We start from the raw sequence: 24,837 nt of genomic DNA, 5'->3' as shown, positions 1-24,837 counted from the left end.
TGTTGTTCATATTGAGTTCATATAAGTGTCCTAAACTCTATTTATAAGTTTTAGAGAAGGAGAGAAACAATAATGAAATTAGCATGGCAAGAAATTAAATTTTATAAGTTCCGTTTTATATTAATCATGTTGATCATTTTACTACTAGGTATAATGGTATTGTTTATAAGTGGATTAGCACAAGGGTTAGCAAGAGAAAACGTATCGATGTTAGATAACATGAAAACTGAGAAGTATATATTACAAGATAATAAGAAACCGCAAATTGAAAAATCATTAATTAAGCCAGGACAACAAAAGAAAATAGAAGATATTACTGATCAAAAACCATTAAAGTTAGCTTCTCAGACATTGAATATTGATAAAAGTGAAGAAGATGTAATCATGACTAATACTGTTAATAATGAAAAGCCAAAATTAAAAGAAGGTAGTTATCCAACTGATAATAATGAAGTTGCGCTAAACAATAAATTAACTGCTGGTGGTATTACTATTGGAGATACTGTAAAAGTTAAAGGCGGCAAAAAATTAAAAGTATCGGGTATTCTTGATGATACAATGTATTCACATAGTTCAGTCGTGATGATGAATAACGCTGGTTTCGATAAATTAAATGAACAAGTAAGTACAGTGTATCCTGTAAAAGATTTATCAGAGAAACAACAAAAAGAGATAGACCAAATGGCTGGTGTAAAAACGTTCAGTGAAGATGAAATTACAAGTGAAATTGCAAGTTATCAAGCAGAACAGTCGCCATTAAACATGATGATTGTCAGTCTGTTTGTAATATCAGCAATTGTATTGAGTGCATTTTTCTACGTAATGACGATTCAAAAAATATCAGAAATAGGTATTTTAAAAGCTATAGGTATTAAAACAAAACACTTACTGAGCGCTTTAGTTATCCAAATATTAATTACAACAATGATTGGTGTACTAATATCTGTTGGAATTGTCAGTAGTTTATCATTAGTGATGCCAGTAACAATGCCATTTCATATTACACTTTCAAATCTATTGTTAGTTGTAGCTGTATTCATTATTGTTGCAATTATTGGAGCAGCATTATCATTTATTAAATTATTCAAAGTAGATCCTATTGAAGCAATCGGAGGTGCAGATTAATGACGCTACAAGTTAAAGACATAAAAAAATCATTTGGTAAAGGAACGTCAGAAACGACTGTATTAAAAGGTATAAATTTTGAAGTGAATGATGGAGAATTTGTAATTCTTAATGGTGCATCAGGTTCAGGTAAGACTACTTTGCTTACTATTTTGGGTGGGTTACTTTCACAAGATAGTGGAGACATTGTATATAATGATGAGCCTTTATATTCTGTTAAAAATAAGCCGGCAGATTTAAGATTAAATGAGATTGGATTTATATTCCAATCTTCACACTTAGTACCTTATTTAAAAGTTAAAGCGCAATTGACAACGATTGGAAAAGAAGCGGGCATGTCAAAAAAAGATGCGGAACAAAGAGCGGAGATGTTATTAAGCCAAATAGGATTGGCACACCGCTTGAACGTTTTCCCTCATATGTTATCGGGAGGCGAGAAGCAACGTGTAGCAATAATGCGTGCTTTTATGAATAATCCTAAAATTATACTTGCAGATGAACCAACAGCAAGTTTAGATGCTAAGCGAGCTACAGAAGTTATAGAAATGATAAAATCGCAAATTCAAAATAAAAAAATGATTGGAATCATGATTACACACGATAAGCGATTATTTGATTATGCAGATAGAGTTATAGAATTAGATGATGGAGTTATTGTAAATTCATAAACTATAACTTAGCACTTTAACATTAGAAATATCAAAAGAATATATTAAGGCATAAAGTTTAGAAACTAATAAGAGGACAACCAGTTCAATCTGGTTGTCCTCTTATTTATAGTTTAAGTATTAAAATCTCGGTATATACCATAATGTAAGTGCACAGATTAAAAATAATGAGGCAAAATATATGGTCAATAAAAGTTTATATTGATACATTAAGGCTAAAAAATCACGAATCAATGCAATTTCAAAAAAATGATAAGGCGTAGTACTGCCGACACCATTTAATTTAAGATTTAATTTTTGTCCGAATCGCAAGGCACGCATAATATGAAATTGGCTAGTTATACAGACGATGTTTGGTGTAATATCATAGGTGCGCGCTATAAGTGCTTTTGTATATTTAATATTTTCATAGGTACTGGTAGATTGGTCTTCCATTAATATACGTGATGAGTCAACGCCTTGTGCTTCTAAATAACGACGCATAGCTAACGCTTCTGAAATAGGTTCATCATTACCTTTGCCTCCACTCACAATAAAATGTGCATTAGGGTGTTGGCGGAAGAGTGTTAATGCTTGATCAAGACGATTGGCCAACATAGGTGTGACTTGTTCACTAAATATACCTGCTCCCAAGACGAAAATTATGTCAAAGTGTTTGATATGATTGGTATTTAGATAACGTGAAGAAGTAGATATAAAGCACAGAAAAGTATAAAGTGCACTTAAAGCTATAGCAGATAGCCATAAAAATATGATGTTGATAGCATTTGGAATCAAGGAAATATAAGCACATGCCACCATAAAGATAATAACTTTAAAAATAAGCATATATAAACGTTTTATAAATAGTACACTTTGACGTTCTTGGAATAAGTGCTTATGTTTAAAGTGAAGTAATAAACAACCTATAACCATGGCAACGATTAAATAGAGTGGTAATGTGTGATATCCGATATTCAATATTATAACTATATAACCTAATATTGCCTGGGAAATAAAGAAACGGATGTTTGCCGAATATTTTAAATTTAAATATAGGGCTACGAAATGAATTAGAATAATTAAACAGCAAAATAATGACAAAATGTCCATGTTACACCCCGATTTTTTATTGTATATTAAATGTAGAGTAAAGATTTGAATTAATCAAATGTATCTATGTTATTACACGTATTTTGTTTGAGCAACGTTTTGTAGCGTGAAAGTTCTGAAATTTCTACCTTTTATAAAGATGGGAATATTGATAATATTAATATGAATATTGAATAATCAAAAAACGAATTGTATTTAGTCGGATGATAGAGGTGCAAATACGGTGAAAAATATAAAAGATCATATAGAATTTATGAGAGAATTTATCAATGATGTTAATACATTGTTAGCTAAATTATTAAAAGAATTACGCGAGGTTTATAATATATCAAAAGAGCAAGCGAACGTTATATTAATGTTAGAAAAAGAAAAGGCAATGACTTTAACAGAAATTACTGAGAGACAAGGCGTGAATAAAGCTGCTGTCAGTAGAAGGATTAAAAAATTAATTCAAGCAGAATTAGTTCAGTGGGATAAGTCTGAAGAAAGTGCAGATCAACGCTTAAAGTATATAAAATTGACTGAAAAAGGAAAACAGTTTAACCGTGAAAGTAAGTCTATAATAAGTAACATCGTAAGTGATATTCTACATGATTTATCCGAAGATGAAATTGAACAAGCTCGTTCCGTATTAGAAGTTATAGACCAACGTTTGAAGAATTTTAATGTTGGAGGCCATTTGTAAAACAATTTGAAAAAGCTATAATAATACTTAGTCATTTATGTGAGTATGTATATAGATTATTACGATATAGTACCACTTCTTATTGTTAGTAGAAGTGGTATTTTTTGAGGTTATTTATTTACTGATGATATCAGCATTATAGGGCCAACCATATTAGACTAAATATGTATATCTATTTTTTATGACGCCTTATATAATTAAAAATATAGAAATAAAATAGGTGAAGTTTCTCCAAATTACAATACTATTTCAACTGTGACAGTGTTAATACAATCATATGGTTTCAACCCATGTTATGTTAAAATAATGTGATGGTGTAAAAAATGTAAGTATGAAGAGGTGATAAAATGCAAAAGTGTCCTAAGTGTGGGGGAAACATGAGAAATGGACAGAAATTATGTCGTCATTGTGGGTATCAGGTTAGTCAAAATGACTCTGAAAAAATGACACGAGCATCTAAAGAAGGTAATAAAACCACAAACATTAGTGCACGTAAAATTATTCCTTGGGGAATTGCATTCTTTATCATTATACTACTCATTATTATTTTCTTTTTATTGAAAAATTTCAATTCACCTGAAGCACAATCTGAAATCTTAATAAATGCAGTAGATAACAATGATACACAGAAGCTTGCCACGCTATTAAGCACACAAGACAATAGTGTAGATGAAAATGAGGCTAAGGCTTATACTAAATATATTAAAAAAGAAGTTGGCATGAAAAACTTTGTGAATGATGTAAATAGTCAAATTAAACAATTAAATAAGAGTGAGAATAAAGAAGCGAATTTTGTCACAGCTAAAAATGGGGAAAAAGTATTGCGCATCAGTAAAAATGGGAGACGTTATTTCTTATTTAATAACATGAATTTTACTGCACCAACAAAAGAGGCAATTGTAAAGCCCAAGTACGATACAAAGTATAAATTTAAAGCTGATGATAAAGAAAAAACAGTTATTGCAGATAAAAATAAAGCAACGTCCTTAGGTCATTTTATTCCAGGTAGTTACATACTTGAAGCAAAGAAAGAAATGGCTAATGGCCAGTTTAATGGTGAACTTAAGTTTAACTTTAATGATAGTAATAATGAAACAATAGAAGTTAATGAAGATTTTAATGAAGCTCATGTCTTGATAGATTTAAGTGGTGCGAGTGAAATAGATAAACGTACGCTTAAAATTAAAATAAATGATAAAATGTTTGATTATGAAAAGGCTAAAGAAATTGGACCATATCCAAAAACAAAAGAATTAACGATTTCTGCAGAAGGCCAAGCGAAGAAAAAAACATTTAAATCAAGTGAAACTATAGTTAAAACGGATAATCTTAAAGATCAAACGCATGTCACTTTGAATTTTGATAGTGATGAGATTAAAACGTATGTCGAAAAAAAGGAAAAAGAAGAAAATAGCTTTAGAAATAAAGTGACTAATTTTTTCGGGAAATATACTTCGGCGCTGAATAATGCATATAGTCAAAGTGATTTTAAAGTAATTTCTTCTTATTTAAAGAAAGATACGGAAAGCTACAAAGAAACTAAAAATAACGTAACGTCACAAACTTTAACATATTTCCAACAACCGCAAATTACTGAAATTGTAAAGCAAGGTAAAACGTTTTATGTTACTGCACAAACGATTAAATCGGATGGCCAATATGGTAAAGTGGACTACCAATTAGAGGGCAATGATAATGCAAGTAATTTAAAAGTAGTGAAATACTCAGAATAAATTATCTCAGCAGATTATATTTGAATAGAACTTAAAGACGCTAAGCAAAGCATTTTATAAATTTGCTTAGTGTTTTTTTATGTTTTATAAGTAATCTACTTTAAGCTATTTAAAATTGTTCTGGCAAAAGCTATAATTATAGCAACATACAAAGAAAATAACTTACCTAAATGAAGAACGTATTAAAAAGTGAGTAATCATCTGTAGATGATATAACTCTAAAAACTAAATAAATAGTCCACTATAAAATTCAAGGAGCATGAGTATGACTAACAATCAAGAACAACATAAGCAGTCATTACTGTTTATTATTATATTAGGAGCGCTGACTGCTATAGGAGCATTATCTATCGATATGTTCTTACCTGGCTTGCCCCAAATACAGTCGGATTTTAGCACGACAACTTCAAATACACAACTGACACTTTCTTTATTTATGATTGGTTTAGCGTTAGGTAACTTATTCGTTGGACCAATATCTGATGGAATCGGACGTAAAAAACCATTAGCAATAGCAATGTTATTATTTACGTTAGCTAGTATTGGTATTATATTTGTAGACAATATTTGGTTGATGATTGCGCTTCGTTTTGTGCAAGGATTCTGCGGAGGTGCAGCTGCTGTAATCTCAAGAGCAATCTCAAGTGATTTATATAGTGGAAAGCAATTAACTAAATTTTTGGCATTACTCATGTTGGTAAATGGTGTTGCCCCAGTCCTTGCGCCAGCTTTGGGCGGAATCATTTTAACTTTTTCAACATGGCGTATGGTTTTTGTCATACTAACAATATTTGGATTGTTAATGCTGTGTGGTTCTATATTTAAGGTTAAAGAATCACTATCAACTGATCATCGCGACAGTCCACATCTTGGTAGAATTTTTAAAGGTTTCAAACAATTATTAATTACACCTCGATTTGTATTGCCAATGTTAATACAGGGTGTAACATTTATTATGTTGTTTAGTTATATCTCGGCTTCTCCTTTTATTACACAAAATATATATGGAATGACTGCACAACAATTTAGTTACATGTTTGCAGCTATTGGCATTAGTCTTATATTTTCGAGTCAACTGACAGGGAAGTTAGTGGATTATATTGATAGGCAAGTATTGTTACGGATATTAACGATGATTCAATTGCTAGGTGTTGTTTTGGTCGTGTTGACTTTATTATCACATTTATCGATTTGGTTGTTATTTATAAGTTTTATTATTCTTGTAGCACCTGTGACAGGTGTGGCTACCTTAGGGTTTTCAATTGCTATGGAAGAACGCACAGGTGGCAATGGAAGTGCTTCTAGTTTATTAGGATTAGTTCAATCTTTGTTAGGTGGACTTGTTTCCCCGCTTGTAGGTATGATGGGGGAAGAAAGCTATATGCCTTATATTACAATCATTATTATTGCTGGTATTTTATTAATTAGTTTACAAACATTGAATTATTTTGTATTTAGACACGTGCCTCGACAAACATAATTAGAAAAATAAGACCACTCAAAAATCTGAGTGGTCTTATTTTTGGATGCTTTTGATTAAATACTTTTATTGGTATCAACTAGCGTCTCATTTTAATCGTATTAGATAGTAAAATTTGTGCCAATTCATCTTCAGATTCAGGACAACCTTCGCGAATCCAATAATAGACAAGACCGATTTGTCCACCCACAGCATAAATGACGACTTGCTTCTTATTTAATACAGTCGTATAGTCTTCTAACATTTTTGTATAAGTTTCTTTGGTAGTTTGAATGTATTCAGAGAATAAATCTCGATTTGGATGAGCGACTAAAATGGCATGAAAGAAACCATAATGACGACTAATATAAGATAGTATAACTTTGAAGAATTTATATAGTTTATAGTGATTGATTTCTGACTTATCATAGCTAAAGTATAAAGCATTTAATAAATGGGTATATTTCTGTAAATGATGTTTTTGAATTGTAGACAGCAGATCATATTTATCTAAAAAGTAATCATAAAATGTAGTTCTGTTAATACCACTATAGGCACAAATCATTTTAATAGTAATATTTTCAAAAGGTTGCTCTTCTAAGAGGATAATCATATTTTTGATAATTTTATTTTTGGCATTCTGTTTCATTTTTTCTCCTTCAAAAAAACAACTTATGATGATTACCCGACACATTTTAATGATGTGTTGGTGTTTTTTTATTTTACATGTCTCTATAATAGACAAAGTGTAATTTAAAAGCAAATAGGAGGAATAGTGTAATGAAGAAAATGGTATTAGTAAATGTCATTACCATTGTAGTACTTGTAATTATAGGAGTAGTTGGTTTCCACTTTTATAATCAAGCTACAGGATATGTAAGTACTGACAATGCTAAAGTTGATGGAGAGCAAATTAAGGTTTCTGCACCCGCATCTGGAGAAATAAAATCTTTCGACGTTAAAAACAATGACAAATTAAGTAAAGGCGACACAGTTGCAAAAATCGCAGCTAAAGGTGAAGATGGCCAGTCACAAAATATGGATGTTAAAATGCCACAAAAAGGTACAATCGTTAAAACTGACGGTATAGAGGGTTCAATGGCTCAAGCTGGGACTCCAATTGCTTATGCTTATAATTTAGATGATACTTATATTACTGCAAATGTTGATGAAAAAGATATTGCAGATGTTGAAGAAGGTAAAGATGTAAATGTAAAACTTGACGGTGAAAAAGCCGAACTTAAAGGTAAAGTAGAAGAAGTTGGTAAAGCAACAGCTGCAAGCTTCTCAATGATGCCTTCATCAAATAGTGATGGTAATTATACTAAAGTATCTCAAGTTGTACCTGTGAAAATTTCACTTGATTCAAAACCATCTAAAAACGTTGTTCCAGGAATGAACGCTGAAGTTAAAATTCACAAAAATTAAGGGGGGTCTAAAATGACAATGACCTTCATTATTATTTACGTAGTCATAGCGCTCATTCTTGTCGGTTTGATTAATGTAATTTTCACTAAAAGTCGAAAAAAACAAGCTAATCGACAAATGGAACAAACAAAGCATAAAAATAATGCGTCTAACGAAGATTATCAATCTAAATTTAAAGTTAAAGACCGTGCAGATTCTACAGAATCAACTGAGGCGTCAGTAACAAAAAGCAAGATGAATGACGATGAAGAAGAAGTATCTGAATTACAACAATCTGGTGATGAAGCATTCGAGACAGATGTGAATGATGATCAACGACCTACAGATGTTGATCATGAAAGTATCAATCCAGACTCAGAAGAAGCTATCGTTAATGAAAAGCTTAAACAAAAACATAGTTCATTTATGTTTGGAAAAGGGACATCACAAGGTAAAGTTTTAATTGCGATGATTTTCGGGATGTTTATTGCAATTTTAAACCAAACTTTACTTAATGTAGCCTTGCCTAGAATAAATACGGATTTCAATATCTCTGCCAATACAGGTCAGTGGCTTATGACAGGGTTTATGTTAGTGAACGGAATCTTGATTCCTATCAGTGCGTATTTATTTAATAAATATTCTTACCGTAAACTATTTTTAGTTGCAATGACATTGTTTACACTAGGATCGCTAGTCTGTGGTTTATCAGGTTCATTTACAATGATGATGGCAGGTCGTGTATTACAAGCGATTGGTGCAGGTGTATTAATGCCATTAGGGACTAACGTATTCATGACAATCTTCCCACCAGAAAAACGTGGGGCAGCAATGGGTACTTTAGGTATTGCGATGATATTAGCGCCAGCAATTGGACCAACATTATCAGGTTATATCGTTGAGAACTATCATTGGAACGTAATGTTTTATGGTATGTTTATCATCGGTTTAGTGTCATTAGCAATTGCATATATTTGGTTTAGAGTTTATCAAGTTACAACAAATCCAAAAGCGGATGTACCAGGTATTATATTTAGTACAATAGGTTTTGGAGCCTTGTTATATGGCTTTAGTGAGGCCGGTAATAATACTTGGAGCTCACCAATTGTTGTGATTTCACTCATATTAGGTGTTATTTTTATCGCAGCATTTGTTATTCGTGAATTGACAATGCGTGTACCGATGTTAAGTATGGAAGTACTGAAATATTCAGGATTCACCTTAACAACAGTCATTAATATGATTGTTACAATGAGCTTGTTTGGTGGTATGATTCTTTTACCACTATACTTACAAAACTTAAGAGGATTCTCACCAATTCAATCAGGTTTACTCTTACTGCCAGGCGCATTAATTATGGGATTAATGGGTCCAATAGCGGGTAAATTATTAGATACAATTGGTATTAAACCATTGGCACTCGTAGGTACAGGTATTATGACTTATGCCACTTGGGAATTGACTAAACTAAATATGAATACGACATATGGTCATTTAATGATGATTTATATTGTACGTTCATTCGGTATGAGTTTTATCATGATGCCTATTATGACGGCTGGTATGAATTCATTACCACCACGTTTAATTTCACATGGTAATGCTTTATCCAATACACTAAGACAATTGGCTGGTTCTATTGGTACTGCCTTGTTAGTTACAGTAATGTCTACGCAAACAACAGAACATGTAGCAACATATACACAAGATCTTGATAAAACGAATCCGTTCTTAAAAGATCGTTTACAAGAAATGGGACAAGCAATGGGTGGAGATCAAATGGCTACACAACAAGTGCTTGAATTTGTTCAAAAACTCGCTTCGATTAATGGTGTGAATAGTGCATTCTTAATCGCAACAGGATTAAGTGCACTTGCATTTATTTTAAGTTTATTCTTAAAAGGCAAATCACATTATATGTCAAAAGAAAATTAAGAGATGATAAAAAAACAGGAAGCCTCATATATGGGCTTCCTGTTTTTATTAGATTAAGCTATAAATTATGAAATACTATGAGTGAAGTTTAGGTTTTCTATTTCTAAAAAAGAGACTTATAATAATTAATGCGATACAACAAGTTAATAGAATAATAGCATTATGAATAGCATCAGATTCTGTTAATATTTGTTCAGGCTTTACAGTAACATAGTATTGACTCATTGAGTCAGAAATACGAACAGCAATATTTTTAATAAGATATGAAAAACCAAATGTAATAACTAGCATAATTGCCAGAATGAATAAATTAACAATTTTTAAAATAGTTCTATTAAAAACTAAAGTGAAAATGGTTAATATTAAACTCAAGATACAAGCGGCAAAAAATACATAAAATACTAAAATTAACAAATCAATTTTAGATTGCAAGTTATCAATGTTTTCAATATTTATATTTAAATTTGTTATATTATTAACCGTTTCTTGAAAGTTTGTAAGTTGATGGAAAGTGACAGCCTCTTTTGCAAACTCAAGATTAAATATAGGTTCTTTAAACATACTATAACCTGTAATAGCCACTAAAATCAGCACTATAAATTGAATGATCATGCTCATCCAAGATTTTTTCTTTTTTCCATAGGGGTTGCCTCTATGCATAGGCTCACTTGTTAGCGTATGTTCGAAATCTTTGAATTGACGGTTATTCTCAGGCATAAACTGCTCCTTTCTCTATAGGGGACAATAGCATCGACTTATTTTATGACTTTTATTTTTGTTTTGTTATAATATGCAATAACTGATAAATAGTAACTATTGGTGTTAACAATTTAAATTTATATAGTGTTTAAAAGCGCTATTTTTAAGTTACTCGCATTATATTATAACTATTGTTTTAATGTCATTAAATTAATTTTACCATAATATTTATTTTGAAAACTAAGTTATACTAAAAAATTCCATTGGATTGAACATTTATTATAAAACTGAGATTGGGTTGATTATACATGAAATCAGGATTGACAACTAAATTTATTAATAAGTATTTATTACCTCATAGATCTATAACGTTTAAAGACAATCAAGACTTTGAAAAATTTTTAGATTTACGATTGAAATTAAATAAAGAAAAACACAAGCAACCAGAAACCTTAAATGTTAAGTCAGATTTAGATAAACAGTTTATTGGTGATATACAACTTTTTAGATTTAGATTTAGACATAGCCAAAAGCAAAAAATACTTTATATCCACGGAGGATATAATATTTTACAGCCTTCTGCATTTCATTGGAGGTTCATGGATAAATTGGCATTAAGTACGTTATATGAAGTTGTTATGCCAATATATCCTAAAGCACCACAATATCATATAAATGATACTTTCCAAGCGATTCGAGATGTGTATCAACAGTTGCTCTCAGAAGTTAGTCATAAAGATATTGTAGTTATGGGTGATGGTACGGGAGGCGCACTAGCTTTAAGCTTCGTACAGCAATTAAAAATTGAGAATCAACCATTGCCAAACAAACTTTATTTATTTTCTCCATTGTTAGACGCTAACTTAAATAATGAGTCAATAACGCCAGAATTAGAGAAAAAAGATGTCATTATTAATAGAGATGGTGTGCAAAAAATCATGAATTATTGGGCAGATGGTTTATTACTAAATGATGCTAAAGTTTCGCCTATTTATGGGGAGTTAAGCAATCTACCACCGTTATATTTGTTTGGTGGTGAAAGAGAGGTTTATTTACCTGATATGTACAAGTTAGCGAATATGATGACTGCACAACAACAACCTATACATCTCTATGAATATAAGAGAATGGTGAACGCATTTCCATTATTACCAATAAGAGAGTCACATAAGGTCGTGAAACATATAGTCGAGACGCTTAATACGTAAAATGGATTTAATATAGAAATGAGTATAGAATTTGAGATGTAAATATCCATAGGTAAAAGAAAAAGCACACTTTCATTTAAATGAAAGTGTGCTTTTTCTGCGTATGAATTAAATGTGTATATTAAATTCATATGGCTCGATTCGCTAATTTTTTATGCACAAAACCACAGCATTTGGATAAGCTAAGCATGAATGCTACAAAAACAGTACAGTGATATAAAAGTATGCTTGCCATAAAATACTACGCCTATAATAAATAGGATACTAAAGAAATAAAAAAGGCATGAAATTAGGAATTTCTAACGCTGAATCAGTTGTTTACAAGCGTATTGATTGTATTAATAATTGATTTTTGACCCAGTAACTGATAATAATTTGCTAAAAAAATTTCGAATTCATCTTGTGGATATATCATATTTTGAAATTGAGTCTTCGATGATTCAAACTCCTGTATATAATTTTTTGCATATTGATTGTAGTAATTGATGAAATCTTGTGTGGCAGGGTATGTTTTTAAAATAGTATTAATTGCATCAATAGCTTTTTTTTGTCCTTGCAAATAACTAATATCTAATCCACGCTTAATTAATTTACTATCTGGACCATTAATATCTAAACTTTTATTTTGATTTAATTCACTAAGTTTAAATTTAGTATCATCAAATAAATCGTAAAGTTGTAATTGGACAATTTCATTTATGCTTTGTGTCATGTAAATACAGCTCCTTAATTTGGTATGTTGATTCGGTGACCAAGTTGTTTTGGCCAAACTATATGCGGTTGCTGACAATAGTATTGCTTGATTTGATGTGCATATTGCTGTGGAAAGGGAGCGGTTTTTTTTATTACGCTATCTATACCTAGCATCATTACTTCATTGGTAGCTACAGTTGTACCATTTTCTTGGGTCATAATGGAAAAGAAATGCACTCTTTTTTCATCATAATTGTATAAATAAATTGTCACCTTAAATTGATCACCTTCAACTAATTCAGAAAGATAAGATGTATGTTCTTCTACTGTAAAAAGCGTATAGTTCAATAGTGTGCGATCTTTTAAAGACAAGCCATGATGATAATTAAATTGATTAATAGCTTCACTAAATATGATGTTATAATTGGCATCATGTACATGGCCATTATGATCAATCATATCGTTAGTGACGTGTTGATACATTGTAAAAGGTGTTTCCATACCAAACAGCTCCTTGATTATTAGAAAAATTATATTTTGAAATTTATATTTTAAGGCTAGTTTACTAAAAATACTCAAAACTTACACGGGTTGTATTTCATGGTAAAATAAAGAAAATGATTTGAGGTGTGAAATGATGAGTGTCACAATAAAATATCAGACTGCTGATATCTCGTTAAAGGAGGTTTCACACTTTGATGAGATTCCACAATCCGCAACATTTATATGGTGCGACTTTAATGAGCCAACTGAATCAGAAGATACGCTACTAAAATCATACTTTAACTTTAATAAATTAGAAATCGATGATACAGTGAATGGAACGCCACGAGCTAAGTATAAAGCTTATGATTCATATCAATACCTTGTATTTCATAGTATTGATAATAAATATGAGGGGATTAAGGCACTCAATTTATTTATTAAAGATGACATGCTGGTTACCTATCATCATAAGCCGTTTGATATATTGGATACGGTAAATACTTCGATTTCTAATCATTTTCAAAATGACTTAGATGCATCTGATGTTGTTTTATATATATTAGATAAATTCGTTGATGAATACTTTGAACCGATTTATGCTATTGAAGATAAAGTATATGAGTTTGAAGATAGACATGTTAATGATAACTCAAGTCAAACAGTTATGGACAATGTGTTTAAAATACGTTCTAATATTATAAAAATAAAGCGTTTGATTTATCCAATGCGTGAATTAGTAGATAATATAAAAGAAAACAGTCTTTTACTTGTAGATGATAAAAATCATATGTATATTCAACATATAGATGACCATATGATTAAACAAGTAAACATATTGAAAATGTCACAAGAAATGACGAATGAAATTAGGGATAATTATGCTTCCTATACATCGTTTAAAATGAATAATATTATGCAGATACTCACACTCGTATCGGTCGTATTTCTACCTTTAACATTAATTACGGGTATTTATGGGATGAATTTTGCGCATATGCCAGAACTCAAATGGCATTATGGTTATTATATAGTACTCACGATAATGTTGTTGATTAGTCTAGTTTGTATTGTTTATTTTAAACGGAAGAAATGGTTTTAATTATTTGTTGTAAGGTAAAGAAAATTATAGTTTAAATATAAAAAGTATTGAAAGTAGGAGCAAAAAAGATGAGCGATTTAAAAAGGGAACAAAGAAAAAATGAACACGTAGAAATTGCAATGGCACAAAGTGATTCTACAATTTCAGACTTTGATGAAATTAGGTTTGTACATCACTCTATTCCTAATATTGATGTGGAGAATATTAATTTACAAAGCCAGTTGAAAGACTTTACGCTTGAGCATCCGTTGTATATTAATGCGATGACTGGTGGGAGTGAATGGACCAAGCAAATAAATGAAAAACTAGGGGTTATTGCTAGAGAAACCGGAATGGCAATGGCTGTAGGTTCTACGCATGCAGCATTACGTAATAGTAAAATGGCTTCTTCTTTTACTGTAGTGAGAGAGATGAATCCACAAGGGATTATTTTCAGTAATGTTGGTGCAGATGTACCTGTAGATAAAGCGAAAGAATCAGTACAACTACTGGATGCGCAAGCACTCCAAGTCCACGTAAATGCACCACAAGAGCTTGTGATGCCAGAAGGAAATAGAACGTTTTCCACTTGGATGGACAATTTATCTCAAATTGTAGCACACGTAGATGTACCTGTCATCGTTAAAGAAGTTGGTTTCGGAATGAGTAAGGAAACTATTAAACAATTAAATGAAATAGGCGTGCGTTATGTTGATGTCAGTGGACGCGGAGGAACGAATTTCGTTGATATAGAAAATGAAAGACGTGCTTATAAAGATATGGATTATCTTGGTTTATGGGGACAAACTACAGTTGAGTCTATGTTAGAAAGTACAGGCGCACAACAAGACATGGATATACTTGCAAGCGGTGGCGTACGTACACCATTAGACGCAGTGAAGTGTCTGGCTTTAGGTGCAAGTGCAGTTGGAATGTCACGTCCATTTTTAAATCAAGTTGAAAATAATGGTATTACAGCTACGTTAGAATATGTCGAGCAATTTTCTGATCATATGAAGAAAATTATGACAATGCTTAATGCTAAAGACATAGAAGATTTAAGACATGCGCAAATGATTTTCAGTCCTAAACTTCAATCATGGATTGAACAGAGAAATTTAAATATTTAATAATAAAAAGTGCCATCAAACAATTGAGTTTGATGGCACTTTTAATATATTGAAGTCACTGTTAACTATTTAAAAATATTAATGAACGTAGTAACGATAGGGACGCCTAATAAATCTATTAGAAATGCGCCAACGATTGGTACGACAAGATAAGCTTTTGGTGAAGCACCAAATTTTTTCGTAATAACATCCAAGTTAGCCATTGCGTTAGGTGTAGCACCTAAACCGTGACCAATGAAACCACCAATCATAACTGCAGCATCATAATTTTTACCTAAGCCACGGAACACAACAAATACTGAGAATAAAACAATAAATATAACTTGCACTAATACAATAACAATTAAAGGAATAGCTAATTTATAGATTTCAGTTAGTTGAATACTCATTAAAGCTATAGATAAGAAAAGGCTCAATGATACATCACTTATACTATCTACAATCTTCATATCTATAAGATTTAAATTATTAAATTCTGAAATATTTCGTATGATTACGGCAACAAACATAGCACCTACATATATAGGAACATTAATTCCTGTTAAATCAGTAAAAGTATTGCCAATGTAAGTTCCAATTGCCATACAAATCGCCACAATTGTAAATTGAATAAAGAATACAGTCGTAGGTTTCATACGCTTATGTAAATAATGATTTGATTTTACATTTCCATAATCTTTAGTCGCTTCATCTGCATGTTGTGGTTTTAAATCGTACTTACTAATTAAGTATTTAACTACAGGTCCTCCAATTAACCCTCCAGCTACAAGTCCTAATGTAGCAGCAGCTAAAGCAGCAGTTAAAGCAGAATCGATTCCCAAACCTTGTATTGTTTGACCATATGCGGCAGCATTGCCATGGCCACCTTCCATTGACATTGAACCTGCTGTTAGACCAAGTAAGGCAGGTATATTGAGCACTTTGGCTAAAGAGACGCCAATAATATTTTGGCAAACGGCAAGTAATCCACAAAAGATAAAATACAGTATTAAGACTTTCCCACCTAAGCGTAACAATTTGAGTGACGCGCCGAGTCCAATAGTTGTAAAGAACGCAAGCATGAAGAAATTCTGAAGAAATTCAGAATCTAGTTTAATTGTTATGATATGTGTTGATTGTAAAATTGCAACGACTATCGAGAATAACAAACCACCTATAACCGGTGCAGGTATACATAATCGTCTCAGTATAGAGACATGGTCAACTATAAATATACCTAAAAGATATAAGACACATGCCAGTGCTAAAGTTGTAATAGCATCTAGTTCTAGCATTTTCATTCCCCCTTAATATACGAATCAAGCTGATTGGTACATGATTTATAAATAAAAAAGTGATTATTAAAAGCGTTTACAAAACGCCGTGATTGTTATTATACAGATGTGAGAATCATAATGCTAGTTAAGAATTAATGACAGGACATAAGGATGGGTTAAGTATAATTAAATTATACCATTGTTACAGGGATAAACTTATTTTAAACTAATATAAAATAATATTTGTGATACTATGTTCGCCATGTAAAGTCAGGATTTGTCATCTCTGACTTTCGCATTCTAGAGACATAAGGGTTCCCTTTTACTGTAAAACGAAGCGGTTTTAATGTCCATTCTCCCTTGTTTGGGATTCCAATACGGCCACTCTCTTCAATGGCTTGAGGATATTTTCTATGTTTTGTATCTATCAGTAAACGGCCTTCATTTAAACGAGAGCCGTCTAAATGTCGAGGTATATTGAAAGCCTTTGTCCATTTCCCAGGACCATTTGTTAGTTCGAACCCTTTTTTACCTCGGTTTAATTGCATAACTTCAATACCTTCTTCAGGCTCGACAGCCCTAATTAAAACCCCTTCAGGAACACCTTCCGTTTTTGTAACAAAATTAATTAAAAGATGTGTATGCATCACATGTGCATAGATTGTACCACCACTTTTATATAACGATTCCACTTTTGGCGTTCTTTTTCCTTTATAACCGTGTGCAGCTTGATCTTGTTCACCTACATATGCCTCCGTTTCCACTATATAACCGGTAAAGGTTTGCAGCTCATCTTTAAAGACGATACGTATACCTAATAAATCTTTAGCTATAGTAACTGTATCTCTACTTACAAAGTCCATTGATTGTGCCTCCATTTTAATTTTAAAAAAATATTTATTTTTAAAATTATTAAAAATTATATTATCAATCCCGTTGTGTTTTGTTAAACTGAGTATATTGGGATGAGTTTTATTTATATATAATGTATCAAAATTTAATACAAAACTAAAATCTAGCTAATGAACTAACGTATGTGAAATGAGGGTATTATATGGAGAGAAAAATAGGCTTTGGCCAAGCATTGAAACTATTTTGGAAGAATTATATTAACTTTAAAGGTCGTGCACGTCGAAGTGAGTATTGGTATATGGCGCTGTGGCATCTTATCTTTATAGTTCCGGGTCTTATCTTATTATTAATTGGTTTAACGACTATGATTACAGGCATTTCCACATATAATTCAACTACAGCAATGGTAGGTCTTATTTTATTATTTATAAGTTGGATATATATCGCTATTTATAATTTAGCGACATTAATTCCGAATTGGGCCATGTTGATCAGACGTTTTCATGATACAGGGAGAACAATGGTACTCCCGCTTATATTTTTAACTATATTAATTATAACTTGCATATTAATGTCGATAATAAATTATCAAGATCCTGAATACCAGTATTTATCAAGTACTATTATTGTTATTGTAAGTTATGTGATGTATATAGTTGTGGGTGTCTATAACATAGTGATTTGTTGTCTAGATAGTGAGAGAAGAACAAACAAATATGGTCCGAGCCATAAATATGGTAATCATCTTAAACCAGTAAGTCATGGTAACGTAGATATTTATAATTAAGAAATAGTAGATTAAAAACCAATGTAATCTAAGAAATAAAATAATGGGTGAATCACAAGGTAATTTTAAATAATAATAATAAAACGCTGTAGCCTTTAATTATATAAGACTACAGCGTTTTATTATTATTTAATATAAGACAATTCAGGGTGTGATATGCCTAATAAATCATGTAAAGCTTGATAGCGTTCGAATAGCCGTTCATATTGTTTAACTTTTGTTGGTTCAGGATATTTACGATAATATACAGGTTGTTTCATATGCATGACGGTTGATTTTAGAGAATCATAAGCGCCGCCAACATGGGCTCCTAGCATAGCCGCCCCCAATGCAGTAGCATTACTTGAATCTATGACGACGACTTCTTTGTTAAGTACGTTTGCATAAATATCGACAAGAAGTTTACTTTTAATAGGAATACCACCCGCTGCATAGACGGTATGGACTGGAATGTTATTATTCTCAAACTGTTGCATTATCATTTTTGTTCCAAAAGCAGTAGATTCCAAATATGCGCGATGAATCATTTCAAAAGGTGTTTGTAATGTTAAACCAAAGATACTGCCAGTGAGGTGACTATCACTTAAAATACTACGATTACCATTATGCCAATCTAGCACTGTGACGTGTTGCTTATCGATAGAAATATTAGAGGCTAATATTTCTAAATATTCAATGACGGTCATATTTTTAGCTTCTGCTGCATCAACGATGTGTTTGGGTGCTAGGCTAGCAGAATAATTAAATAGGTCACCTACAGCTGCTTGTCCTGCTTCATAAGCATATAAACCTGGAATAATTGCCTCTTTTACTGAACCTGTAATGGCAGGAATCGCTTCTTGTTTAGCATCAAGCATTAAATGGCACGTACTGGTGCCGATGACTGGAGTAAATTCACCTTGCTCAATTGCTCCAACCCCAAGTACACCAGAGTGTGCGTCGATGATATATGGAGAGATTTGGACTTCTTTAGATAACCCCCACAAACTTTGGAAATATGGAGAAAGACTTCCCGCACTTTCACCGATGTTAATTACTTCACCTTCACATTTTGATTTAATAATATCAGGTAATTCAGCATCTACTGCTTTGAAAAATTTATAATTAAAACCATCACCTTCATTGTAAAAGCCTTTAAATCCAATACCACAATTAGAACGAATGTTTTTACCAGTTAATAAACTAACTAAATAATCACCTGCTTCCATAATATAAGCAGTTTGCTTTAAGATTTCTGGAGCTTGATGTTTGACCTCTAATATTTTAGGAATCATCCATTCGCTATTCACGCTATGCCCATAGTAATCTAACCAAGAAGGATCAATAGCGTCACTGATTTTTTTCATATGAGTGGCTTCATCTTGTGCACCATGATGTTTCCATAATTTTACATACGCGTGGGGATTATCTTTTAAATCATCGTGCATATGTAATGGTTTAAATGCTTCATCTAAAAATACAATCGTACAACTTGTGAAATCAATACCGATACCAATGATGGCAGTAGGGTCAACTTTACTGTCATCAATTACTTGTTGTACACCGTCTTTAAGTATATTTGTATAGTCTTCTGCATGTTGTAAAAAATAATTATGAGGAAGTTCTTTACCATTTAGTGATCCTGAAATTGTACCATGTGGATATGCTTTGATATAAGTAGAAATAATCTCTCCGTTCGATGTATCTACTAAGAATACACGACCAGAAGCAGTACCATAATCGATTCCGATACTATAACTCATGTTGTGAAGCCTCCTAAATAATTAGTAGTGAAAATAAAGAACAATCTATTTTAATATAATGATAGTGCTTACATAATATAATGTAAAGTTTATATACCTAATATGTTTTTTGGTGAAAGAAGGCATAGATTGTATGAAAGATTAGAAAGTGACATAAAAAATAACACCCTATAAAGTAGTGTGTATTTAAATTTGAAGTGGTATCATCAAGGTATATTATTTACAAAAGAGAGGTGTCGAACAAATGTCATTAAAAATCGAACATATTACTAAAAGATATAAAGATTTTACTGCGGTCAATGATATTTCATTATCGTTAGACCAAGGTAAAATGTTGGGTTTTTTAGGTAGAAATGGTGCAGGGAAGACGACGACTTTCCGGATGATATTAGGTTTAACGCCTATTACTGAGGGAGAAATAACCTATAATAACAAAGTAATCGATCGAAGTTTATATAACCGGATAGGTTATTTACCGGAAGAAAGAGGCTTACACCCTAAGATGAAAGTTGAAAAAGAGTTACGTTATCTCGCTACTTTAAAAGGTATGAAAGCAAAAGAAATAACAAAAGCTATAGATTACTGGTTAAATCGTTTTGATATTAGCGAAAATAGAGAAAAGAAAATTGAAGCTTTATCAAAAGGCAATCAACAGAAGATTCAACTTTTAGCAAGCATGTTACACAACCCTGAGTTACTGATTTTAGATGAGCCTTTCAGTGGTTTAGATCCCGTTAACGTAGAGCTATTAAAATCAGCAGTACAAGATTTAAATAATGCTGGTACAACAATAATTTATAGCTCACATAGAATGGAACATGTAGAAGAACTTTGTGATGATGTATGTATATTGAATAAGGGGAAATTAGTTGTATCAGGGCCCATAAACGAAGTGAAGGCCAACCATGGCAACAAGAGCGTCATTATAGAAACAGAACACGAAATGAAAGAAATTGATAATTTACCAGGTGTACTTCAGGTAGAAAGAAATAAGAAAGAGATTAAAGCGATGATTGAATCAGAAGCAATTGCTGAAAGTATTTATGAGGTTGTTATACAATATGGTTTTGTAAAAAGGTTCCAAGTTGTTGAACCATCACTTAATGAGATTTTTATAGATAAAGTTGGTGATTTGCATGGATAAATTTCTTTCGACCTTTTCCTTAACATACAAAAACAAAATCAAGACGAAATCATTTATGATATTCACAACAATTGTCATTATTTTAATAATTGCCGCTTCAAATGTAAATAAAATCATGGATGTGTTTGATGACGGACCAGATAAAGTAGGAGTCGTTACTTCAAATGATGATATTTATAAAGCTATTCAGGCACAAGGCAAACAAATGGATGATGATACTAAGTTTAAGAAAGTAACAGAGAAACAAGCTAAATATCAAATAGAGAACAAGAAGTTGGATAAGGCTTATATGATCCACTTAAATAAAGATAACAAGCTATCGGGAAACATTTTGAGTAAAGATCCTGTATCAGAAGAAGATAAGCAAAAATTACAAGGTACTTTAACCACCATTCAAACACAAATTATAGCTTCGAATTTAGATCTTACTCCAAAAGAACTGAAACAATTACAATCACAAAGTAAGGTAACAACAGAACTTATCTCTGATAATGGTAGTCAGTCAAATTTAAGTGAAGCACAAAAAACATTTAATACTGTAATGGTATATGTAGGGATAATGTTAATGTTCTTTATCATTATCAATTATGCAGGGCAAGTTGCGATGGAGATTGCAACTGAGAAAACGTCACGCGTCATTGAAATGATTATAACAAGCGTTTCTCCAGTGACTCATATACTTGCTAAGATTTCAGCTGTCATTGCAGTTGCTTTAACACAAATTGTGATTATTATATTAACAGGCGTTATCTGTTTCTTTATATTTGATATCGGAGAGATGCTCAAAGGATTTAATATAGAGCCTAATGAATTAACGATGCAGTTGACGATTGTAGGTATCGTTTCTTGGATTATCGGTATTTTATCGTATGTTATTTTGGCAGCTATTTTAGGTTCGATTACTGCACGTATTGAAGATATCAATCAAGCACTCATGCCTATGACTTTAATGAGTATGATAGCTTTTTATATCTCGATTTTTAGTGCTACCAACCCAGATACATTATTAGCAAAAATCACAAGCTTTATTCCTTTACTCTCTCCGTTTGTAATGTTTGTGCGTGCTTCAACGCCTGATGTAGCTGTTTGGGAAATTTTAGTGAGTATTGCGTTATCGATAATAACAATTTTTGTGTTGTTATGGATAGCAGTACGAAGTTATAAAGATACGATACTAAGTTTTGATAAAGGTTTTATGAATTCTATGAAAAATATCTTTAATAAAAATTAAAGTTTAGAAACGGTTAAACCCCAACCAGGGAAGTAACCGTTTCTTTTTAAAACCTAAATATATAATAAATATAGACAAGTAATATATGATTTATAATTTGAAAATGTTAAAAATAGAAAGAAATTTTGCGTTGAAAATACATAGTATTGTAAAAAAGTATAACAATTTTAGAAATAGTTTGATAGAATTGACGATTAGTATAGATATATATTTGTATAAATTGTTACAATATAAGAGTATAACGAATTAAAAGTAAGAGGAATGCATTCATACTATGAGTTATGATTAATGTTAAATTTCTTTCAGTAATGCACTTATGTTTAAGGGAAGCATGAGAGCACCCATTCGGATACAGAAACATGTAGTAGTATGACAGTTGATGATTTTAGCGAATTTAAGAATTACCTATAACCGATACATAACCCCGTTTGCATTGGTTATAGGTTACGTTTGTAATTGATGTTTTATTCATGATAAAACCATGCGTTGATATAAAGAGAAAATGTTTGGTTTGAAAGGGAGTAATTGATGATGTTTGCAAAAGTAGAAAGTCAAAGTAATGGAATTGATTTAATAAAAATTGATAATGAGGAAACGAAAATTGTTTTTACGAATTATGGTGCACGAATAGTTTCATGGAAATTTGATGATAATAATATTGTACTTGGTAATGTAGTAGAAGCGGATGAGTTTTACACAGAAAATCCATTTAATTTTGGTGCTACAATTGGTCGCTATGGTGGTAGAATAGCCAATGCAACTTTCCAATTAGATGGAAAAACGTATCAACTTGATTCCAATAATGGCCAACATAATATTCATGGCGGTCCACACGGACTTGATACACAATTTTTTGATTATGAAGTTGAAGAGCAAGTTGGACAAGTGAAAGTTATTTTTAAAACTACAATTAAGAGCTCAGTTGACCATTTCCCTGGAGATATTGATTTAGAAGTCATACATACGTACGATGTTGATCATAAATGGACAATTGAATATAAAGCGATAGCTACTGAAAAGACGATATTTAATCCAATGAATCATGTGTACTTTAACTTGAATAGAGATAATAAGGTTATTGATAATCACAGTATTGCAAGTTCCAAGCTAGATATGTATTTATTGAATGAAGACAATATTGTTCAAAGTTTAGAGCCAGTAGATTTAGTGAATAAATTTAATTCTGAGAATATACAATTTAAAGATATATTTAATAGTGAAGATTCAGTAATTAAAGAACAAATGAATCGTTTTGGTGGTATCGATCATCCATTTGATTTAGGAAGTAATGAAATGACTGTCGAAAACAAACATTTTTTATTAAAAGTAAAAACTGATATGCCAAATATTGTGATATTCACATTTAACGATACTACAAGTTGGCAAAGTGACTTTAATATTTATAAAGCACATTCTGGTTTTACACTTGAAACGCAATGTATACCTAATGATATTAATTTATTAGGAGATAAAGCACCTTCAATCTTAGAAGCTAATAAACCATATTACTCTAAAACGTCTTATAAGATTTTTGAACAATAAATAAGATCATCTAAAAAGAACATACCATTGAAGTGGTATGTTCTTTTTAATTGATTATTATGCGCTTATATATGAATAGGTTTTATTTGTTTTCGAGGGTTTGTGCACGTTTTAAGAATTTCTCTAACTTAGAAATACGTTCGTCAGTTAAGTATGGATTATTTAATGCATATGTTAATCGAGATATGTTTTTATTGTCATTGTAATAAATATCATTAAGTTCAAAAACAGAGAGTGATGTAGCTTTATCGGCTGATTTTATTAATTTTAAATTTGAAGAATCATGTACCACACCTTCTTTCAATACTCTGAAATAAAAGCCTGTTCTACATGAACGGGACATACGTTTGACTAAGTCAGGGATTTGATATTTCTCCTGAATTTTCCAACAAGGCTCTCTGATTTCAGCAACTTCGACAATGGCTTCTCCGAGTGAGAATTGATCACCAAAATGGACATCTTTTTCATCTAAATCAAGGACAGTTAAATTCTCCCCAAACATAGCGTAATTAGGTAAAGTTGGTAAATCGTCTTTCCATAATTTATAATTCTTTTTACTGTAAACACAAACTGCCTTATTAGGACCACCATGTCCTTTATATTCTTGCTCATCTTCAATAAATCCAGTTTTAGTGAGTAACATTGTACCTTGAAATTTTTCTTTGTTTAGTGCTGAACGCATAGGGCGTTTCTTACTATAAGGTAAATCTTGAATTTTACCAGTTGAGATTGCATTTAAGGCATATATCATTATTTTCCCCCTTAAAGACTAATTATTATAATTTTAAAACAATATTCCTATTATGCAAACTAAACCAATAAATTAGAAGTGAAAATTCTTTTTTTAACTATGTATTTTTATAAATCTCATGTACAATAAAAGGA

General features: G+C 31.5%; 23 protein-coding genes. 14 read left to right on the top strand and 9 right to left on the bottom strand.

Features of this window, described 5'->3' with window-relative positions:
• Positions 1–72 precede the first annotated feature (72 nt).
• Positions 73–1,125 (top strand): ABC transporter permease, encoded by a 1,053-nt coding sequence (locus BK821_RS00845; RefSeq protein ID WP_046835774.1) that lies wholly within the window; start codon positions 73–75, stop codon positions 1,123–1,125.
• Positions 1,125–1,793 (top strand): ABC transporter ATP-binding protein, encoded by a 669-nt coding sequence (locus BK821_RS00840; RefSeq protein ID WP_046835773.1) that lies wholly within the window; start codon positions 1,125–1,127, stop codon positions 1,791–1,793. The genes BK821_RS00845 and BK821_RS00840 overlap by 1 nt, the downstream gene beginning before the upstream one ends.
• 120 nt (positions 1,794–1,913) lie before the next feature.
• Here BK821_RS00840 and BK821_RS00835 read toward each other — a convergent pair whose 3' ends face one another.
• Positions 1,914–2,885 (bottom strand): YdcF family protein, encoded by a 972-nt coding sequence (locus BK821_RS00835; protein WP_071330982.1) that lies wholly within the window; start codon positions 2,883–2,885, stop codon positions 1,914–1,916.
• A 223-nt stretch (positions 2,886–3,108) separates the two neighbouring features.
• Here BK821_RS00835 and tcaR point away from each other — a divergent pair, with 223 nt between their 5' ends.
• The 3 genes from tcaR (at position 3,109) to tcaB (ending at position 6,783) form a co-directional block, all read left to right on the top strand.
• Positions 3,109–3,570 carry a MarR family transcriptional regulator TcaR gene (gene tcaR, locus BK821_RS00830; protein WP_483316218.1) on the top strand — a complete coding sequence of 154 codons (462 nt, stop codon included), beginning with the start codon at positions 3,109–3,111 and terminating at the stop codon, positions 3,568–3,570.
• 347 nt (positions 3,571–3,917) lie between these two features.
• Positions 3,918–5,303 carry a membrane-associated protein TcaA gene (gene tcaA / locus BK821_RS00825; protein WP_046835771.1) on the top strand — a complete coding sequence of 462 codons (1,386 nt, stop codon included), beginning with the start codon at positions 3,918–3,920 and terminating at the stop codon, positions 5,301–5,303.
• A gap of 265 nt (positions 5,304–5,568) precedes the next feature.
• The gene (tcaB, locus tag BK821_RS00820) at positions 5,569–6,783 is read left to right on the top strand and encodes a putative multidrug effflux MFS transporter TcaB (protein ID WP_046835770.1); all 1,215 of its coding nucleotides are present in this window, start codon (positions 5,569–5,571) and stop codon (positions 6,781–6,783) included.
• 79 nt (positions 6,784–6,862) lie between these two features.
• Here the strand turns inward: tcaB and BK821_RS00815 are convergent, their stop codons facing one another.
• Positions 6,863–7,411, bottom strand: a complete 549-nt coding sequence (locus BK821_RS00815; protein ID WP_046835769.1) for a TetR/AcrR family transcriptional regulator — start codon at positions 7,409–7,411, stop codon at positions 6,863–6,865.
• 131 nt (positions 7,412–7,542) lie between these two features.
• Between BK821_RS00815 and BK821_RS00810 the strand changes: the two genes are divergently transcribed.
• Both BK821_RS00810 and BK821_RS00805 read left to right on the top strand, forming a co-directional pair.
• On the top strand, positions 7,543–8,190 hold the full coding sequence (locus BK821_RS00810; protein WP_046835768.1) for an HlyD family secretion protein: 648 nt from the start codon (positions 7,543–7,545) through the stop codon (positions 8,188–8,190).
• 12 nt (positions 8,191–8,202) lie between these two features.
• Entirely contained in the window at positions 8,203–10,104 is a 1,902-nt protein-coding gene (locus BK821_RS00805; RefSeq protein WP_046835767.1) for a DHA2 family efflux MFS transporter permease subunit, read from the top strand.
• 75 nt (positions 10,105–10,179) lie between these two features.
• On the opposite strand, the gene BK821_RS00800 is transcribed toward BK821_RS00805, so the two are convergent.
• The gene (locus tag BK821_RS00800) at positions 10,180–10,821 is read right to left on the bottom strand and encodes a hypothetical protein (RefSeq protein ID WP_046835766.1); all 642 of its coding nucleotides are present in this window, start codon (positions 10,819–10,821) and stop codon (positions 10,180–10,182) included.
• A gap of 290 nt (positions 10,822–11,111) precedes the next feature.
• Here BK821_RS00800 and BK821_RS00795 point away from each other — a divergent pair, with 290 nt between their 5' ends.
• Positions 11,112–12,011, top strand: coding sequence for an alpha/beta hydrolase fold domain-containing protein (locus tag BK821_RS00795; protein ID WP_046835765.1), 900 nt, complete (start codon positions 11,112–11,114; stop codon positions 12,009–12,011).
• 310 nt (positions 12,012–12,321) lie between these two features.
• Here the strand turns inward: BK821_RS00795 and BK821_RS00790 are convergent, their stop codons facing one another.
• Both BK821_RS00790 and BK821_RS00785 read right to left on the bottom strand, forming a co-directional pair.
• Positions 12,322–12,723 (bottom strand): hypothetical protein, encoded by a 402-nt coding sequence (locus tag BK821_RS00790; protein WP_046835764.1) that lies wholly within the window; start codon positions 12,721–12,723, stop codon positions 12,322–12,324.
• A gap of 14 nt (positions 12,724–12,737) precedes the next feature.
• Positions 12,738–13,205, bottom strand: a complete 468-nt coding sequence (locus BK821_RS00785; RefSeq protein WP_046835763.1) for a thioesterase family protein — start codon at positions 13,203–13,205, stop codon at positions 12,738–12,740.
• Positions 13,206–13,341: 136 nt separating this feature from the next.
• Here BK821_RS00785 and corA point away from each other — a divergent pair, with 136 nt between their 5' ends.
• Positions 13,342–14,289 (top strand): magnesium/cobalt transporter CorA, encoded by a 948-nt coding sequence (gene corA, locus BK821_RS00780; protein WP_046835762.1) that lies wholly within the window; start codon positions 13,342–13,344, stop codon positions 14,287–14,289.
• A gap of 68 nt (positions 14,290–14,357) precedes the next feature.
• The gene (gene fni / locus BK821_RS00775; RefSeq protein ID WP_046835761.1) at positions 14,358–15,398 is read left to right on the top strand and encodes a type 2 isopentenyl-diphosphate Delta-isomerase; all 1,041 of its coding nucleotides are present in this window, start codon (positions 14,358–14,360) and stop codon (positions 15,396–15,398) included.
• Between the two features lie 65 nt (positions 15,399–15,463).
• On the opposite strand, the gene gltS is transcribed toward fni, so the two are convergent.
• Both gltS and BK821_RS00765 read right to left on the bottom strand, forming a co-directional pair.
• Positions 15,464–16,672, bottom strand: coding sequence for a sodium/glutamate symporter (gene gltS / locus BK821_RS00770; protein ID WP_046835760.1), 1,209 nt, complete (start codon positions 16,670–16,672; stop codon positions 15,464–15,466).
• 233 nt (positions 16,673–16,905) lie between these two features.
• The gene (locus tag BK821_RS00765) at positions 16,906–17,517 is read right to left on the bottom strand and encodes a DNA-3-methyladenine glycosylase (protein WP_071330981.1); all 612 of its coding nucleotides are present in this window, start codon (positions 17,515–17,517) and stop codon (positions 16,906–16,908) included.
• Between the two features lie 191 nt (positions 17,518–17,708).
• Between BK821_RS00765 and BK821_RS00760 the strand changes: the two genes are divergently transcribed.
• Positions 17,709–18,293, top strand: a complete 585-nt coding sequence (locus BK821_RS00760; protein WP_046835758.1) for a DUF805 domain-containing protein — start codon at positions 17,709–17,711, stop codon at positions 18,291–18,293.
• 125 nt (positions 18,294–18,418) lie between these two features.
• Here BK821_RS00760 and BK821_RS00755 read toward each other — a convergent pair whose 3' ends face one another.
• Complete coding sequence (locus BK821_RS00755) at positions 18,419–20,035, bottom strand: ribulokinase (RefSeq protein ID WP_071330980.1); 1,617 nt, start codon at positions 20,033–20,035, stop codon at positions 18,419–18,421.
• Between the two features lie 244 nt (positions 20,036–20,279).
• On the opposite strand from BK821_RS00755, the gene BK821_RS00750 reads away from it, so the two are divergent.
• The 3 genes from BK821_RS00750 to BK821_RS00740 all read left to right on the top strand — a co-directional run bounded on the left by BK821_RS00750 (position 20,280) and on the right by BK821_RS00740 (position 23,952).
• Positions 20,280–21,179: an ABC transporter ATP-binding protein gene (locus BK821_RS00750; RefSeq protein ID WP_046835756.1), complete on the top strand. Its 900-nt coding sequence runs from the start codon at positions 20,280–20,282 to the stop codon at positions 21,177–21,179.
• Complete coding sequence (locus tag BK821_RS00745) at positions 21,172–22,410, top strand: ABC transporter permease (RefSeq protein ID WP_046835755.1); 1,239 nt, start codon at positions 21,172–21,174, stop codon at positions 22,408–22,410. The genes BK821_RS00750 and BK821_RS00745 overlap by 8 nt, the downstream gene beginning before the upstream one ends.
• Before the next feature lie 531 nt (positions 22,411–22,941).
• Positions 22,942–23,952, top strand: a complete 1,011-nt coding sequence (locus tag BK821_RS00740) for an aldose epimerase family protein (RefSeq protein ID WP_071330979.1) — start codon at positions 22,942–22,944, stop codon at positions 23,950–23,952.
• Between the two features lie 82 nt (positions 23,953–24,034).
• Here BK821_RS00740 and BK821_RS00735 read toward each other — a convergent pair whose 3' ends face one another.
• Entirely contained in the window at positions 24,035–24,703 is a 669-nt protein-coding gene (locus BK821_RS00735) for an MOSC domain-containing protein (RefSeq protein WP_071330978.1), read from the bottom strand.
• Positions 24,704–24,837: the final 134 nt, after the last annotated feature.

Origin of the sequence: Staphylococcus sp. LCT-H4, from assembly GCF_001866145.1 — a bacterium.
GTDB lineage: Bacteria > Bacillota > Bacilli > Staphylococcales > Staphylococcaceae > Staphylococcus > Staphylococcus succinus.
This window is presented reverse-complemented; position numbering and strand designations above follow the sequence as displayed.